Genomic DNA, 17,792 nt, shown 5'->3' on the forward strand with positions numbered 1-17,792 from the left:
ATAATTTTTCATAATTGTGTATAAAAATTAAATTATTTAGTATATTGAATCAATAATGGCTGTAATTGTTTCTTTTCTAACGCATTTTTAATCGTTTCATTTATTTTTGTAAAATCAGAAATTAACGAATTTGGCTTTTTATATGGATCATCTTGGCCAAATGGTATAAAGAAAATGTTCTTTGTATTTAAAAGTTTCATGAGATTCATACCATTTAATCCTAAGGCATCATTGGTAGAAACACCGATGACAACTGGACTGCCGTTACGTAGTGTCGCCTTTGCTGCCATTAAAACTGGCGATTCCGTTGCAGCATTTGCAAATTTACTTAATGAGTTCCCAGTCATCGGTGCAATCACCATACAATCTAGGGGATTTCTCGGTCCAAGCGGCTCTGCCTCAGCCATTGTCTTAATCACTTCATGACCTGCAACTTCCTCTATTTTTGCAATCCACTCTTCTCCTGTACCAAATCTGGTTGCTGCATGCAATACTGAGTGAGTAATAATGGGCACAACTGTCGCGCCTTCATCTTTAAGAAATTTGATTTTCGGTACAACTTCTTCATACGTACAATGTGATGCAGTTATGCCAAAGCCGATGCGCTTTCCATCAAGCATGATGTTCCTCCTTATACTTTGCATTATGCAGTTCTATCGTTTGAATTAGTAAATCTGCAGCATCTATGGGGAAAAATTTCCCGGGCAATGCTGGTAATTGAATATAGTCAAAATCGGGTTGTTCTTCAAACGCCAGACATCCTGGAGCTGATGCTAAATCAAACACTGTAGTAGATGATTGTAACTTCTCACTAAAGGCTACTGTAAGCCATTTTACGGGAATTGTGTTAATGACGTAATCTGATTTACCTTCCAATGCCTCAGGTGCCAAAACAGAAGCTTTATAGCCAAAAGCTTCCGCCTCATATATTTGAGTTGCAGAGCGTGCCATAACATGAATTGAAGCACCTAGGTCTCTACATAATGCAGCAGTCATCTTTGCAACTCTTCCAAATCCTGTAATTATTAGGTGTTGCCCATTCATTGATCTTTGTTCATGATCGTAGAATGATCTGAGCATACCTTCAGCGGTGAGCTTTGCATTTTGCCATATAAATTGTTCATCTTCTAGGTAGTTAACAGTTTGTGAAGTAGACAACTGTTGTTTAAAGTCTGGTGTCGTTCTTCCAACAAACAACTTTGCATTCTCTGCCACACTTAGAAAACTATTCATATCTGCTGACCATTTAGGTGGGTGAATAGGTAAAACAATGCGATTCGGTTGAAGCTTTTTGCTCAACATTACGAGCTCTTCATTCCACTCATCTGTATATTTGTACACAACAGTTCGATGAGGCTTTGAAAGTTGTACGGCAAGCTTTTTAAAACGTGCGTCCGTTCCTATGAGTAGCCATCTTTCATCCGTCATTCTGTTAACCCCGAATTCATTGGCTTTACTTGATTAAATAGAATTCGATCTTCTCCGATGAGAACTATTTCATCCCACGGGATATATTCCTGCATTTTCGGTGATTTTGCTTTAAATGGAATTCGATGCCCTTTATGAATCATTTCAAAACCAAAAATTTGACCTGTTTTTGGGTCAAGTAAACACTCTGTCTCAGCCAAAATACCAAAACGTATACCATCATTCATTTGAATTAATTCTTTCTCAGCTAACTCTGATAAGAGCATGCTTCCCCTCCTTTTCGCATGTATATTATGTATATGCTTTTTCCTTGTTTTTAGTGATTTTTTGCATCAAAGGAAAAAAGATCAAAAGAAAAAGCTAAGGGCATTAGTTGCTTCCCTTAGCTGGTGTAATGATGGAGCTTGCAAATGGTTGTTTTAAATGGTCTTCAATAATTTGATTTACTGATTGTACCGTTACTTGTTGTAATTCAGCTAGTGCTTTTTCAATCGTGCGATCATAACCAAATACAAGTTCATTTTTAGCATTGCGACTCATAAAATCATATGCTGTTTCTAATCCGAGTAGCAGATTACTTTCAAGTTGTTCTTTAGCAAATAATAATTCTTTTTCAGTAATACCTTCTAGGCATATCGTGTCGATAGAACGAGTAATTGTTTGCTGCAACAAAGGTAGTTGATGTGGTGAAGTTCCAGCATAAATCACAAATGCACCAGCATCTTGATACGCAGAATAATAGGAGTAGACGGAATAAGCAAGTGCTTTTTCCTCTCTTACTTCTTGAAATAAACGAGAAGACATAGAATCTCCCAGTACACTATTTAATACAACTAAGCTTAATAGATTAGGTGCTTGCATACTTAACCCCGGATAGCCTAATGCCAAATGTGACTGTTCTACTTGACTCGTCTTTTCGATTTTCGCTGGAACAAATGTTGGTGAAGTAAAAATTGTAGGTTTATATGATGTTGTTGTTGGGAATTGATTGAATAATTTCTCAATCGTTTGAATTAACTTTGGTGTCAAATGACCCGCAATTGAAATTACTACTTGTTCGGGACGATAATGCTTGTGCATATATGCCAGAAGATTTTCACGATTAAACGTTTGTAAAGTTTCTGTTGTTCCTAGTATAGGCGAACCTAATGCACTATTAGGGAACATTGCCTGCCATAACCTTTCATCTACATCATCATCAGGTGCATCTTCAGTCATTGCAATTTCTTCTAATATCACTTGTCTTTCCTTTTCAATATCATCAGGACTAAATTTGGAATGAAAGAACATATCAGACAGCATTTCAATTGCTTTTTCTGCATGATGATCAAGAACAACTGCATAGTAACATGTATTTTCTTTTGATGTGAAGGCATTTAGTTGCCCACCAATACGATCAAATTCTTCAGCTATTTCTTTTGCAGAACGTTTAGCTGTTCCTTTAAATAACATATGCTCAATGAAATGTGTCATTCCATTTTCATGCGGTTGTTCATATCGTGATCCAACATTTACCCAAATACCCATTGCTACTGAACGTACATGCGGTATATCTTCCGCAACGATGCGTACTCCATTAGCACAAATATGTTTTGTAACCAAATAGTTTCCTCCTTATAATACAAGCAAAAGAGGTCGCCGTTTTGCTGGAAACGGACGACCTCAATAATTTAAACATTATGATGTTTAGTAACTTAAGTTGTACGCGAGGAGTATCGACTTGTAATACCCTATATCGTAAACCTCAGTTTACTTTTGCTCTTCGCGTTCTTTTTCTTCTTTTAATACTACTTTACGAGAAAGGTTTACGCGACCTTGGTTGTCGATTTCGATGACTTTTACAAGTAGTTCATCTTCTAGTTTTAGAACATCTTCTACGGCTTTAGTGCGCTCTTCTTGAATTTCAGAAATGTGTAGTAAACCGTCTTTACCTGGGAAGATTTGAACAAATGCACCGAATTTTTCGATACGTTTTACTTTACCCATGTAATATTCGCCTACAACTGCTTCACGTACGATATTTTCAATGATTTCTTTTGCACGTGCGTTCATTGCTTCATCAACAGAAGAGATGTAAATTGTACCGTCTTGTTCAGTATCAATTTTCACGCCAGTTTCTTCGATGATTTTATTGATTTGTTTACCGCCAGGTCCGATAACATCACGAATTTTATCTGGGTTAATTTTAACCATGATAATTTTCGGAGCATATTTAGAAAGATGATCACGTCTTTCTGGCATAGTTGCAAGCATAGACTCTAGTATATGCATACGACCAATTTTCGCTTGAGTTAAAGCTTCTTCTAAAATTTGATTTGATAATCCATCAATTTTAATATCCATTTGAAGTGCAGTAACACCTTTTGCAGTACCCGCTACTTTGAAGTCCATATCACCCAGGTGATCTTCCATTCCTTGAATATCAGTTAAGATTGAATAATGTTCATCTTTTTTAATAAGACCCATTGCAATACCTGCAACTGGTGCTTTAAGAGGAACACCTGCATCCATCATCGCTAAAGTTGAAGCACAAATACTTGCTTGTGAAGTAGATCCATTAGATTCTAATACTTCTGATACGCAACGGATTGTGTAAGGGAAGTCTTTTTCGTTTGGAATAACTGCTTCTAAAGCACGTTCACCTAACGCACCATGGCCGATTTCACGACGGCCTGGTCCACGAATAGGTCCAGTTTCTCCTACTGAGAATTGAGGGAAGTTATAATGATGCATAAAGCGTTTAGACTCTTCAACACCTAAACCATCGATAATTTGAACATCACCTAGTGCTCCTAAAGTACAAACTGAAAGTGCTTGAGTTTGTCCACGTGTAAACAAGCCAGATCCATGTGCTCTTGGAAGTAAACTTACTTCTGAAGATAATGGACGAATTTCATCTAATTTACGACCATCAGGACGAATTTTATCTTCTGTGATTAAACGGCGAACTTCTTCTTTCACCATTTTATCTAGAATTTCGCCAACTTGTTTTAAAGTTGCTTCATCCGCTTCAGCTTCTTCGTATTTTGCAACAACTTCAGCTTTTACAGCATTAATTGCTTCTTCACGAGCATGCTTTTCATAAGTTTGGATAGCAGCAACCATTTTAGTTCCGAATTCCGCATTGATTTCAGCGTATAATTCTTCATTTATTCCGTGTAATATTACTTCCATTTTTTCTTTGCCGACTTCAGCAGCAATTGTTTCTTGGAAAGCAATTATTTTTTTGATTTCTTCATGTCCAAACATAATAGCTTCTAACATTTTTTCTTCAGGAACTTCTAAAGCACCTGCTTCAACCATGTTAATCGCATCTTTTGTACCAGCAACAATTAAATTAATTGTTGAATTTTCCCATTGTGCAACTGTTGGGTTTACGATGAATTCACCGTCAACAAGCCCAACTTGGACACCTGCGATTGGTCCGTCAAATGGAATATCAGAAACCATCAAAGCAAGTGATGATCCGAGCATAGCTGCCATTTCTGAAGGGCAATCTTGATCTGCTGACATAACCATAGAGATTACTTGTACTTCATTACGGAAGCCATCAGGGAATAACGGACGGATTGGACGGTCGATTAAGCGAGATGTTAATACCGCTTTTTCAGAAGGACGTCCTTCACGTTTGATAAACCCACCAGGGATCTTACCAACTGCATATAATTTTTCTTCATAGTTAACTGTTAATGGGAAGAAGTCTAATGGTTTTGGGTGTTTTGAAGCAGTTGCATTTGATAGTACAACCGTTTCTCCATAACGTACTAATACCGACCCATTAGCTTGCTTTGCGAGCTGACCTACTTCGATTTGTAAAGGTCGTCCGGCCCATTCATAGGTATAAACCTTTTTTTCGTTCATTTATTTGAACTCCTCTCTCAAAGAAAACATCTATTCATGTATTTATGTAGTACTATTAGTTTATCAAAAAAGGGAGGCTTATGCGAAACATTTCAATTCTTTATATTCAAATTGTCGTAGGAGGTTAGTTTATTGAAGCATAAAGAAAAAGCGGGACAAGCCCGCTTTCACAAAATTGCATGTTATCGACGTAAGCCGAGTTTAGTAATGATTTCACGGTAGCGTGGTACGTCATTTTCACGTAAATATTTTAATAAGTTACGACGACGTCCAACCATTTTGAATAAACCGCGACGAGAATGGTGGTCTTTTTTATGAGTACGTAAGTGCTCATTTAAGTTGTTAATCTCTTCCGTAAGGATAGCGATTTGAACTTCTGGTGAACCAGTATCACTTTCGTGTACACGGAATTCAGAAATGATTTCGTTTTTGCGTTCTTGTGTTAGTGCCATCCTATTCACCTCCTAAATTGAAATATCCCCAAATGCTGAGCAAACGTTGGTGATTCGAAAGCCAAGCAATGGTTCAGTGGTTGCAAATGAAATACTTCATTTAGAGCAACTCACTTATGAAATAGTAACATAAGCGCCTAATAGAATCAACTATTATCTAACGTTCACGTAAATATTTCATTGCAGTTGCCTTATCTATTTCGATTTGTCTTTTCAGCGCGTCGATTCCATCAAACTTTTGTTCTGATCTTAAATGCTTATACCAATCTATTTGTACTTCTTCAGCATAAATATTTTTGTTGAAGTCCATAATATGTACTTCTATTGATAAGCTTTTTTCATCTGGGTTTTTGAATGTTGGTTTATATCCCACGTTACAAACACCATCGAACCATTCATTTTGTACTCGCATTCTTACAGCATAAACACCATTAGCCGGTATGAACGTACCTTCATGCGCTTGAATATTCGCAGTTGGAAAACCAATCTGACGTCCTCGTTTATCACCATGTACGACAATCCCTGGAATTTGGTATGGTCTTCCTAGAAGAATATGAACAGCTTCCATTTCACCCACTTGTAACAACTTACGAATTCTAGTCGAGCTAATTTTCTCCTCTTCCTGAACTTGCTTATTAATTATAGTAACATCGAAGTCTTCATTGCTGAGTGACTTCATTTCTTCCATCGTTCCTTTTCCAAATGCACCAAATGTAAAATCGAAGCCTGCTGTCACATGTTTTACATTTAATTTACGAATAAATACATCTACAAATTTACTAGGACTAAGCTTAGCGAAATCCGAAGTGAAGCGTACGACGAATACCGTATCAACTCCCATACTTTCAAGGATATCTAGCTTTTGCTTTATTGGTGTAATATAAAAAACTTGTTCTTTACTTTGGCCTAATACAATAGAAGGGTGAGGATCAAACGTCATAACAGCCGTTTTCAAGTTTTTCTCGTGTGCTTGCTTTTTCGCATGCTCAATCACCGCTTGATGACCTCGATGTACTCCATCAAAAAAGCCGATTGCAAGCGAATAGGGTCCTTCAATATCTGGATGACTAATTTGGTGAGGGTACATTAATTGAATAACTTTCATCATAAAGACTGCCTCCTAATCAACAGCTGGGAACATTTTTTCTGGCTTCATAAGCCCATCTTTTGTTGGATGCTTAATATAAATAGCAACCGCTCTCCCATTTTCTACAAATACTATTTTATCATGTTCTTCTAGAGATGGGTGCATAGGAATTACTTGTCCATTTGTAATTTGCTTATGATTCTCTTCATCAATTTGGAAAGTTGGATAATTAGTTAATGCTTGCTCAATTGGCATTATTACTTTATCCAATTCCTCCGCCTCAGCAATTTCACGTAATTCAGAAATTGTGACACAATCTTCCTTCTTAAAATTTCCAGAAGCTGTACGAACTAGTGAAGCCATATGCGCAGGGTACCCTAACTCTTCACCTATTTGTACAGCTAAAGTGCGAATATATGTCCCTTTGCTACATGCAATGCGAACTGGGAAAGTGATAGTAGCTCCCTCATAGACCAATTCATCATCTAGTAGTTCTAAGTTATAAATCATAACATTACGAGAAGGACGTTCTATAATCTGACCTTGGCGTGCGTATTCATATAATTTCCGTCCATTTACTTTCACAGCTGAATACATCGGTGGTGTTTGTGAAATTTCTCCAGTAAGGTTAGCAAGTACCTGTAATAATTGTTCACGAGAAATGGTTTTGATACTACTATCTTCTGCCACTATTTCCCCTTCAGCATCTTCAGTTGTAGTAGATGTGCCAATTGAAATAACAGCCTCATACGTTTTACCTGCGTCTGTCAGATATTCTGCTAGACGTGTTGCATTGCCAATACAAATCGGCAAAACACCTTCTACACCCGGATCAAGTGTACCTGTATGCCCTACTTTTTTCGTTTGCAATATTTTGCGTAATTTAAATACGCAATCGTGAGAAGTCATTCCCCGTTCTTTCCATAGAGGAAGAATGCCATGTTGCATTCGTGTCAACTCCTTTTTAGTATAAATAATTTTATTTTAAAGACAGAAAAAGCCTGCAAATAATAAGGTTTGCAGGCTTGTTTCAATTATTGATCTTTTGATTCATGTAGTTGACGTAAAAGCGTGTCAATTTTATTACCATATTCAGCCGATGAGTCAAATTCAAAGGATAATTCTGGTGTAATTCTTAAACGAATACGTTGACCAATTTCAGAACGAATAAAGCCTTTTGCTTTTTCAAGTCCTTTTAATGTGTCCTGACGCTCTCTCTCAGTACCTAAGCTAGTAATATAAATTGTTGCTTGTTGTAAGTCACCTGTTACTTCAACATCTGTTACAGTAACAAATCCGACGCGAGGGTCTTTTAGTTTACGAACGATAATATCGCCGAGTTCCTTTTTCATTTGTTCTGCAACACGGTTCGCGCGCATACTCATAATCGTTTCACCTCAATTTTTATAAGTACTCTCTTTGTATGTTTAGTCGTTCCCATTCGGGATTTGATTCTAGAAGTTGAAGAGCACGAGTGAGCTCACGATCTGCTGCATCCTTAGAAGAAGCAACAGTAACAATCGCGAGCAATGCTCTTTGCCAAACATCTTGATGATCAATTTCTGCAATGGAAACATTGTACCGCTGTTTTGTACGGGTAATCATACTTTGCAAGACAGCACGTTTTTCTTTTAACGAATGGGCCGCAGGGATGAAGAATTCACACTCTGCGTAGACAATCATTTGCGGACAATTTCTTCCATGATGAATGCTTCAATTACATCTTCTGTTTTAATGTCATTGAAGTTTTTCACTGTAAATCCACATTCATAACCTTTAGCTACTTCTTTTGCATCATCTTTGAAACGTTTTAAAGAGTCTAATTCGCCTTCGAAAATAACGATACCCTCACGGATAACACGAACACCACTATCGCGCGTAATCTTACCTTCAAGTACATATCCACCAGCAATTGTGCCGACTTTAGATACTTTGAATGTTTCACGAACTTCTGCTGAACCAATTATTTTTTCTTGGAATTCAGGATCTAATAATCCTTTCATTGCAGCTTCGATTTCTTCAATTACTTTATAAATAACACGGTGTAGACGGATATCTACTCCTTCAGCTTCAGCTGCACGTTTCGCATTAGTATCTGGACGTACGTTGAAACCAATGACAATTGCATTTGATGCGGCTGCTAATGAAATATCAGATTCTGTAATTGCACCAGCACCCGTGTGGATGATACGCACATTTACACCTTCTACATCAATTTTCATTAACGAAGCTGCCATTGCTTCTACTGTACCTTGAACGTCAGCTTTAACGATTAAGTTTAACTCTTTCATTTCGCCTTGGCTCATTTGTTCAAATAAATTATCAAGAGTTACTCGTTGTTTTTCAGAGCGTTGTGCTTGAATAGCAGTCGTTGCACGTGCTTCCCCTACTTGACGAGCTGTTTTTTCATCTTCGAATACTACAAAACGGTCGCCAGCTTGAGGAACTTCACTTAATCCAGTAATTTCAACTGGTGTAGAAGGACCTGCAGTTTTTACGCGACGTCCAATATCATTAACCATTGCACGAACACGTCCGTAAGCGTGGCCAACTACAATTGGATCTCCTATGTTAAGAGTACCATTTTGTACTAATAAAGTAGCAACAGAACCGCGACCTTTATCTAGTTGTGCTTCGATTACAGTACCAATAGCTTTACGTTTTGGATCAGCTGTTAATTCGCCTACTTCTGAAACTAACAATACCATTTCAAGTAATGAATCAATGCCATCTCCTTTTAATGCTGAGATAGGAACAAAGATCGTTTCGCCGCCCCAAGCTTCTGGTACTAGACCATGCTCAGTAAGCTCTTGCATTACGCGATCAGGGTTAGCTGTTGGTTTATCCATTTTGTTTACAGCAACAATAATTGGAACTTCTGCAGCTTTTGCATGGTTGATTGCTTCAACTGTTTGAGGCATTACACCATCATCAGCAGCAACTACTAAAATTGTTAAGTCAGTAATTCTTGCACCACGCGCACGCATTGTTGTGAACGCTGCGTGTCCAGGTGTATCTAGGAATGTAATTTTTTTGTCGTTTACGACTACTTGGTAAGCACCAATATGTTGTGTAATACCGCCAGCTTCTCCAGCAGTTACTTTTGTGTTACGAATTGAATCTAGTAATGTTGTTTTACCATGGTCAACGTGACCCATAATTGTTACAACTGGTGGACGTTCTGCTATGTTATTTGTATTTACTTCTTCTTGGTCACCCTCAAAGTAAGTTTCTAGGTCTGTTACGTCGATACGAATTTCTTCCTCAACTTCCACACCATAATCAGCACAGATTAGTTCGATCGCATCTTGTTCAAGCTCTTGGTTAATTGTCGCCATAACGCCAAGCATGAATAATTTTTTGATGATTTCAGATGGTTCACGGCCTAATTTTTTCGCTAATTCGCCTACAGATAATGATTCGAAGAAAGTGATTTTTTCTGGTAATTCTTTTTTCACTGCAGGTACAACTGGTTGTGGTCTTTGTTTACGACGTTGCCCACCATTAATACCTGGTTTTTTTCTTTGATTAAAGTTACGGTTTCCACCTTGTTGGTTGGATTGACCACCAGGTCCGCGATTTGTGTTACGGTTTTGGCTTGAATTTGAATTCGAGCCAGTTCTTGTGTTCGAATTCGTATTTGGTTTATTGTTTGAACCTGTATTTGGTCTTGAGTTTGTGTTCGTATTTGAATTCGAATTTGGTCTTGAACTTGTGTTTGTGTTTGGTCTTGAACCTGTGTTTGTGTTTGGTCTTGAATTAGTATTTGGTCTTGAATTTGAGTTAGAACGATTGTTTGAATTTGAGTTTGAGTTGTTTTTTGAAGTGGAATTGTTATTCATAGTACTTCCTTGATTAGTATTTTGTTTTGGTTGAGCAGCGCTAGTTTGTGGTGCTTTTTCGTCTTTTCTAGCGTTCGGACGATTCCCTTGTTGTCCTCTGTTTTGGTGCTCAGTTTTTTTTGGTCCTTGAGATGATTGTGCGTTAATTTTCATTTTAAATACACCATCTAATTTGCTAACTGCATCTTTTTCTAACGTAGACATATGGTTTGTGACGTTTATTTGTAGCTTTGTAAGCTGATCAATAACTTCTTTACTTGACTTATTTACTTGTTTCGCATATTCATGGACGCGTAATTTTGTCATGTATTCACCCCCGGTTAGATTTCGTTGAGAAGCTCGGACAGTTTTTTCGCAAAACCGTCATCCACGATGGCTAATGAGACCCGTGCGTCTTTCCCCGTGGCATGTCCGAGATCATATCTAGTCCCGAACTCCTGCAACTCAACGTTGAAAGAATGACATTTATCTTGCATTTTTTTGCGCGTATTGGCAGATGCATCTGTTGCTAAAATAACAAGCTTCGCACCATTATTGCGCACTTCTTTAATAACTTGTTCTTCGCCTGAAACGATTTTACGAGCCCTGGCAGCCAATCCAAGTAAATTTAAAATAGATTGCTGTGGCGTCATGTTAACGTCTCCTTGCGAATGACTTTTAAAAGGTCTTCATATACTTGTTCAGGAATTTCCACTTCTAACTGATGTTTCAGGACATTTTTCTTTTTCGCTTCTGCAACAGCTGTTTCGGATTTCGAAACATATGCACCGCGACCTGATTTCTTGCCTGTAACATCAACGGAAACTTCGCCTTCTTTAGAACGAACAACCCGGATCATTTCTTTTTTAGGAAACATTTCACCAGTTGCTACACATTTTCTTAAAGGAATTTTTCTGTTTATCGACATAAGAACACACCTTCCTTTTAGCGTAAGAACTATTGGCCATAATGGTTCATTAGAAGACTTTGCATATGACCAAATGCTATTACTTATTCTTCGTCGTCTTTATATAAATCAACCTCAACGTCATAATCTACATCTTCTTCGTCTTGAGCTTCCTCATAAACAACAGTTGATGATTGAGTTGGGTAGATTCCTAATTCTCTTGCATCTGTTTCACTCTTAATATCAATCTTCCAGCCAGTCAATTTAGCAGCAAGGCGCGCATTTTGACCGCGTTTACCAATAGCTAAAGATAATTGATAGTCAGGAACAACTACTGTAGTTGACTTTTCTTCTTCATCAACTTGCACATCAAGAACTTTTGAAGGACTTAGTGCGTTTGCAACGAATACTACAGGATCTTCTGACCATTCAACGATATCGATTTTCTCACCGTTTAGTTCGTTAACAATTGTTTGTACACGGGCACCTTTAGTACCTACGCATGAACCTACAGGATCCACTTCTTCATTATGTGCAAAGACAGAAATTTTAGAGCGATCGCCAGCTTCACGAGCTATTGATTTAATTTCTACTGTACCTTGGAAGATTTCAGGAACTTCTAATTCAAATAAACGACGAAGTAAACCTGGGTGAGTACGTGATACGTATACTTGTGGCCCACGAGAAGTACGTTCTACTTTCGTGATATATACTTTGATACGATCGTGAGGCGCATAAGACTCGCCTTGAATTTGTTCATTTTGTGGTAATACCGCTTCGACTTTACCTAAACCAACGTAAATATTACGTGGGTCTAAACGCTCTACAATACCATTTACGATATCATCTTCGCGATCCACATATTCTTCATAGACAATGCCACGTTCTGCTTCACGGAATCGTTGAGTAACGATTTGTTTCGCTGTAGTTGCAGCGATACGTCCGAAATTACGTGGTGTTTCTTCCTGTTCCACGATATCACCAATCTCATAGGCAGGGTTGATAACTTGCGCATCTTCTACAGAGATTTGTAAGCGATCGTCTTCTACTACCTCTACTACATCTTTTCTTGAATACAAGTGCATTGTACCGCGGTCAAGGTTTAAATCAACACGCACGTTTTGCGCTTGGTTGTAATTCTTTTTATATGCATTAATAAGTGCCGCCTCGATTGCTTCAATAATGATATCACGAGAGATACCTTTTGCTTCAAGTGCATTTAACGCACCAACCAATTCTTTACTCATTGTCTATTTCACTCCTACTATTAACTTTCTGCGGAAAAATCGATTGCTAATCGAGCTAATGCTATTTTATCTTTATCGATAACGACCTTAATTTTTCTTGTTTTAATCTTAACGTCAAGTTCTACACCTGCGTCTGAATAAGATTTTAAATAACCTTCAAATACTTTCATACCGTTAATGGCTTCATATGATTTAATATGCACGAATTGACCGATAGCCTTTTCAAAATCAGCTTCTTTTTTTAATGGTCGTTCTGCTCCTGGAGATGACACTTCAAGGAAATAATTTTGTTCAATTGGATCAGATTCATCCAATTTTAAACTTAATAATTCACTTACTTGAGCACATTGTTCAATGTCAATGCTTCCTTCAGGAGTATCAATGTAAACGCGCAAAAACCAATCGCGACCCTCTTTAACGAATTCAACTTCGACTAATTCAAGGTTTAACCCTTCTACTATAGGCGTTGCAAGTTGTTCCACTGCTGAGATAACTTTGCTCATACAATCCTCCTGACTCACTTCATGTTGTCATAACAACAGAAAAGAGCGGGAAATCCCACTCTTTTGCTGGTGTTCTATCAACAAATTAATTAAATAAATGATAGCACAGTATAGCCCGAAATGCAAATAAACCCTAGAACAGAGAGAGTTGGTTAGCATCTGGCATACCTTCTAAACAACCAAGTTTATCCATATATTCGATCAATGTTTTTGATACACGTCCACGTTGTTGCAAATCCTCTTTTGATAAGAACTCGCCATCTTCTCGAGCTTTAACAATAGCAAACGCTACGTTGTTACCAAGACCTGGAATTGCATTGAAAGGAGGGATTAAACTATCCCCATCAATCACAAATTCCGTTGCTTTAGAACGATACAAATCTACCTTTTGGAAATGATAACCACGTTCGCACATTTCTAAAGAAAGCTCAAGGACAGTTAGCAAACTTTTTTCCTTCGTAGAAGCTTCTAACCCTTTTGCATCAATTTCATCAATTTTTGACTTAATCATTTGTGAACCATTCACCATCGCGATAAGATCGAAGTCTGAAGCACGCACACTAAAGTATGCACAATAATAAAGAATTGGTAAATGTACTTTAAAATATGCAATACGCACTGCCATTAATACATATGCAGCAGCATGGGCTTTTGGGAACATGTATTTAATTTTCTTACATGAATCAATGTACCACCCAGGCACTTTATTAGCTTTCATTTCTGCTTCAAATTCTTCTGATAAACCTTTCCCTTTACGCACTGACTCCATAATTTTAAAGGCCAATGACGGCTCCAACCCTTGATAGATTAGATACACCATAATATCATCACGACAGCCTATAACTTCAGATAATACACATGTACCATTTTGGATTAATTCACTAGCGTTCCCTAACCAAACATCAGTACCGTGAGATAGTCCAGAAATTTGGACAAGCTCTGAAAATGTCGACGGTTTCGTTTCTTCTAACATTTGACGAACAAATCGTGTACCAAACTCAGGAATACCCAAAGTACCTGTTTTACAGTTGATTTGCTCAGCTGTAACACCTAATGACTCTGGTCCATTGAAAATTTGCATAACCTCTACGTCATCAGTAGGAATTGTTTTGGGATCAATTCCTGATAAATCTTGTAGCATACGAATAACTGTCGGATCATCATGTCCAAGTATGTCTAGTTTTAATACGTTATCATGGATTGAGTGGAAGTCGAAATGGGTTGTTTTCCATTCAGAATCCTGTGCATCTGCTGGAAACTGAATCGGCGAAAAATCGTAAATATCCATATAATCAGGTACTACGATAATACCGCCTGGATGTTGCCCTGTTGTTCGTTTAACACCCGTACACCCTTGTACAAGTCTGTCTACTTCTGCACCACGGAAATTTAAGTTATTGTCACTTGCATAACCTTTTACATATCCATATGCAGTTTTCTCTGCGACCGTACCAATTGTTCCCGCGCGATACACATACTCTTCGCCAAATAATACTTTCGTATAGTTGTGGGCTTGTGGTTGATATTCACCACTAAAGTTAAGGTCGATATCTGGAACTTTATCTCCTTTAAATCCAAGGAAAGTTTCGAATGGAATGTCGTGACCATCTTTTTGATAGGGCGTACCACATTCAGAACAATCCTTATTCGGGAGGTCAAAGCCTGACCCAACAGAACCGTCGTCAAAAAATTCTGCATGCTGGCAATTTGGACATACATAGTGTGGAGGTAAAGGATTTACTTCGGTAATTTCCATCATTGTTGCAACAAGTGACGAACCTACCGACCCCCTCGAACCTACCAAGTAACCATCATTTAATGATTTCTTCACAAGTTTATGTGAAATTAAATATATAACAGCAAATCCATGGCCAATAATCGATTTTAATTCTTTCTCAAGACGTGCTTCTACAACCTCAGGTAAGTTGGGTCCGTAAATAGAATGAGCCATATCATAACTCATATTACGTACTTCTTCGTCTGCACCCTCAATTTTAGGTGTATAAAGATCATCTTTTACCGGTTTCACATCGCCAATCATATTAGCAATTTTCTGAGGGTTCGTTACAACAATCTCTTTTGCAATATCGTCACCTAAAAAAGCAAATGCATCTAGCATTTCATTAGTAGTGCGGAAATGCACTTTTGGTAATGTATGACGATTCAATGGGTTTGCCCCACCTTGTGAACGGATTAAAATTTGACGGAATATAGCATCATTTTCATTTAAATAATGAACATTGCCTGTTGCCACAACAGGCTTATCTAATTTTTTTCCTAACTTGACAATTTTACGGATTATATCTTCTAAGTTCCATTCATCACGTACAAGTTCACTATCAATCAAATGTGAATATACAGCCTTTGGATGTACTTCTAAATAATCGTAGAATTTTGCAACTTGTTCTGCTTCTTCCATTGATTTTTGCATAACAGTTGTGAAAACTTCACCTTTATCGCAAGCTGAACCGATAATTAATCCTTCTCGGTACTTCGTTAACATTGAACGTGTAAGACGCGGGACACGGTAAAAAGTTTGCGTATGTGAAAAGCTAATAAGTTTAAAGAAATTCTTCAGACCGACATTATCAGTTGCTAAAATTGTACAGTGTGTAGGTCGAGCTCGTTTGTATGAGTCGCCTCCACCGATATTTTTGTTGAAATCATCGTGATATTTAATACCTTTTTCATCTGCTTCTTTTAAGAGATGTAAAAGTAGAAATCCTGTAGCTTCCGTATCATAAATTGCACGGTGATGTTGTGTTAATTCTATATTGAACTTTTTACATAAAGAATTTAATCTGTGATTCTTCATTTCTGGGTGTAAGAAACGTGCAAGCTCCAATGTATCAATAACCGGATGATTCTTCTCATCAATTCCTGCTTTTTTATAAGCTTCATATAAGAAACCTATATCAAATGAAGCATTGTGAGCAACAACAATTCCATCACCAATAAAATCATGGAATTTCTTTATCATATCCACAACTTCTGGTGCATTTCTAACCATATCATCTGTAATACCTGTTAGTTCGATCGTTGTTGCAGAAAGAGGATGATGAGGATTTGCAAAACTCTCGAATTTATCGACAACTTCACCATTAACGATTCTAACTGCAGCAAGCTCGATAATCGTGTCGTATGCAGCTGATAATCCAGTTGTTTCTACGTCAAAGACAACAAATGTATCCGTTTCAAGGAGGCGATGCTGTTCATCATATGCAATAGGTACACCGTCATCTACTAGATTGGCTTCTAATCCGTATAAAATTTTTATACCGTGCTTCTTACCCGCATTATAGGCATCTGGGAATGATTGAGCAACAGCATGATCTGTAATTGCAATTGCCGGATGTCCCCATTTAGCTGCTTGAGCAACAAGATCACCAACAGATGTAACGGCGTCCATTTGACTCATTGGAGTATGAAGATGTAGTTCGACACGCTTTTCACCTTCTGGAGCAGTATCTTTACGTAAGATAGGCTTTATTTCCATAATATCTTGTGCCATAACAATTAGATCACGAACAAATGTATCATTTTGAACGGAGCCTCGTGCCTTCACCCACATACCCTTTTTAGCCTGTTGCATAAGTGCAGCATCCTCTTTATCTCGTGAGAACATTTTAACTAAAATGGAATCAGTATAGTCGGTAATTTTCAAAGTCAGTAGCGATCGACCACTACGTAACTCTTTTACTTCTGCATCGAAAACAAATCCTTCAATCGTGATACGTCGTTCTTCATCTTGAATTTGTTGAATTTCCATCATTGCCTCATCTGGCTTTATAGGAATCCCCAGTTGGAATGGTCGGTCTGATACGTCTACACCACTTGGATTATCGTTGCGTTCTTTTTCACGCTTTTGCATATCTTCGACGGCTTTTTTTGCAAAAGCTTCCTCTTCTATACGGCGTTGTTCTAAAAATGCAAGTTGCGCTTCTGCTAATGCTTCAGTTGATTCATTAAGTTGAAAATCAATTGGCATATGCGGGAATCCATAGGTTTCATAAGCGTCCGCTATGATCTCTGTGTACTTTTTCTTAAGAGTCATCATTTCTAGCTCTTGTTGACAAGTGATCATCATTTTCTGACCATTCCATTCAGGCAGTTGTTTCACTAAACCTTCTCGCAATGGCGGGGATAGTTCATCTATGTCTTCAATCACTTTTAGCCAATAATCTGTTACTAATTCCTTTGAAATTGTTTGTTGCGGAGCTTTAATATCCAATTCAATTTGAGCAATTTGCGAAAATGCCTTTGTTAAGCGTGTTTCAAATTCGCGATACACACCAAATGGTAGAATCGCAGGTAATTTGAGAGAAAATCGCCAAACGCGTTCTTTTTTGTGTACGGTCATTCTAGCTAATTCAGCAGCATTAAAATAAGGCATATATACGTCTTCTGTTAAATCAATTTGTTGGAGCAGTAGTTGAAATTTCAACTTTGCGTCTTGCTCGTTTGTCATTATCCCACCTACCTTCTG

Annotated in this window: 16 protein-coding genes; all 16 read right to left on the minus strand. The window is 37.8% G+C overall.

Features of this window, described 5'->3' with window-relative positions:
* Positions 1-32: 32 nt before the first annotated feature.
* A complete protein-coding gene (locus BK137_RS02430; protein WP_038184255.1) occupies positions 33-620 on the minus strand; it encodes a dipicolinate synthase subunit B in 588 nt (195 codons plus the stop codon).
* Positions 613-1,428 carry an NAD(P)-dependent oxidoreductase gene (locus BK137_RS02435; RefSeq protein ID WP_038184252.1) on the minus strand — a complete coding sequence of 272 codons (816 nt, stop codon included), beginning with the start codon at positions 1,426-1,428 and terminating at the stop codon, positions 613-615. The genes BK137_RS02430 and BK137_RS02435 overlap by 8 nt, the downstream gene beginning before the upstream one ends.
* Positions 1,425-1,694, minus strand: a complete 270-nt coding sequence (locus tag BK137_RS02440; protein ID WP_038184249.1) for a YlmC/YmxH family sporulation protein — start codon at positions 1,692-1,694, stop codon at positions 1,425-1,427. The genes BK137_RS02435 and BK137_RS02440 overlap by 4 nt, the downstream gene beginning before the upstream one ends.
* Before the next feature lie 103 nt (positions 1,695-1,797).
* Positions 1,798-3,030, minus strand: a complete 1,233-nt coding sequence (locus tag BK137_RS02445) for a M16 family metallopeptidase (protein ID WP_038184246.1) — start codon at positions 3,028-3,030, stop codon at positions 1,798-1,800.
* A 147-nt stretch (positions 3,031-3,177) separates the two neighbouring features.
* Complete coding sequence (gene pnp, locus BK137_RS02450) at positions 3,178-5,289, minus strand: polyribonucleotide nucleotidyltransferase (protein ID WP_038184243.1); 2,112 nt, start codon at positions 5,287-5,289, stop codon at positions 3,178-3,180.
* Positions 5,290-5,471: 182 nt separating this feature from the next.
* A complete protein-coding gene (rpsO, locus tag BK137_RS02455; RefSeq protein WP_038184240.1) occupies positions 5,472-5,741 on the minus strand; it encodes a 30S ribosomal protein S15 in 270 nt (89 codons plus the stop codon).
* Between the two features lie 157 nt (positions 5,742-5,898).
* A complete protein-coding gene (gene ribF, locus BK137_RS02460) occupies positions 5,899-6,846 on the minus strand; it encodes a riboflavin biosynthesis protein RibF (protein WP_038184455.1) in 948 nt (315 codons plus the stop codon).
* A 15-nt stretch (positions 6,847-6,861) separates the two neighbouring features.
* Positions 6,862-7,776: a tRNA pseudouridine(55) synthase TruB gene (gene truB, locus BK137_RS02465; protein ID WP_038184237.1), complete on the minus strand. Its 915-nt coding sequence runs from the start codon at positions 7,774-7,776 to the stop codon at positions 6,862-6,864.
* 86 nt (positions 7,777-7,862) lie between these two features.
* On the minus strand, positions 7,863-8,213 hold the full coding sequence (rbfA, locus tag BK137_RS02470; protein ID WP_038184234.1) for a 30S ribosome-binding factor RbfA: 351 nt from the start codon (positions 8,211-8,213) through the stop codon (positions 7,863-7,865).
* A gap of 19 nt (positions 8,214-8,232) precedes the next feature.
* Positions 8,233-8,511, minus strand: coding sequence for a DUF503 domain-containing protein (locus BK137_RS02475; RefSeq protein WP_038184231.1), 279 nt, complete (start codon positions 8,509-8,511; stop codon positions 8,233-8,235).
* Positions 8,508-10,976: a translation initiation factor IF-2 gene (infB, locus tag BK137_RS02480; RefSeq protein WP_038184228.1), complete on the minus strand. Its 2,469-nt coding sequence runs from the start codon at positions 10,974-10,976 to the stop codon at positions 8,508-8,510. The genes BK137_RS02475 and infB overlap by 4 nt, the downstream gene beginning before the upstream one ends.
* Positions 10,977-10,990: 14 nt before the next feature.
* The gene (locus tag BK137_RS02485) at positions 10,991-11,302 is read right to left on the minus strand and encodes a YlxQ family RNA-binding protein (RefSeq protein ID WP_038184225.1); all 312 of its coding nucleotides are present in this window, start codon (positions 11,300-11,302) and stop codon (positions 10,991-10,993) included.
* Positions 11,299-11,577 carry an RNase P modulator RnpM gene (gene rnpM, locus BK137_RS02490; RefSeq protein ID WP_038184222.1) on the minus strand — a complete coding sequence of 93 codons (279 nt, stop codon included), beginning with the start codon at positions 11,575-11,577 and terminating at the stop codon, positions 11,299-11,301. Before rnpM ends, BK137_RS02485 begins: the two co-directional genes overlap by 4 nt.
* A gap of 83 nt (positions 11,578-11,660) precedes the next feature.
* Positions 11,661-12,803, minus strand: a complete 1,143-nt coding sequence (gene nusA / locus BK137_RS02495; protein ID WP_038184218.1) for a transcription termination factor NusA — start codon at positions 12,801-12,803, stop codon at positions 11,661-11,663.
* Positions 12,804-12,823: 20 nt separating this feature from the next.
* The gene (gene rimP, locus BK137_RS02500; RefSeq protein ID WP_038184215.1) at positions 12,824-13,306 is read right to left on the minus strand and encodes a ribosome maturation factor RimP; all 483 of its coding nucleotides are present in this window, start codon (positions 13,304-13,306) and stop codon (positions 12,824-12,826) included.
* A gap of 133 nt (positions 13,307-13,439) precedes the next feature.
* On the minus strand, positions 13,440-17,774 hold the full coding sequence (locus BK137_RS02505) for a PolC-type DNA polymerase III (RefSeq protein ID WP_038184212.1): 4,335 nt from the start codon (positions 17,772-17,774) through the stop codon (positions 13,440-13,442).
* Positions 17,775-17,792 lie beyond the last annotated feature (18 nt).

Origin of the sequence: Viridibacillus arenosi, from assembly GCF_001955655.1 — a bacterium.
GTDB lineage: Bacteria > Bacillota > Bacilli > Bacillales_A > Planococcaceae > Viridibacillus > Viridibacillus arenosi.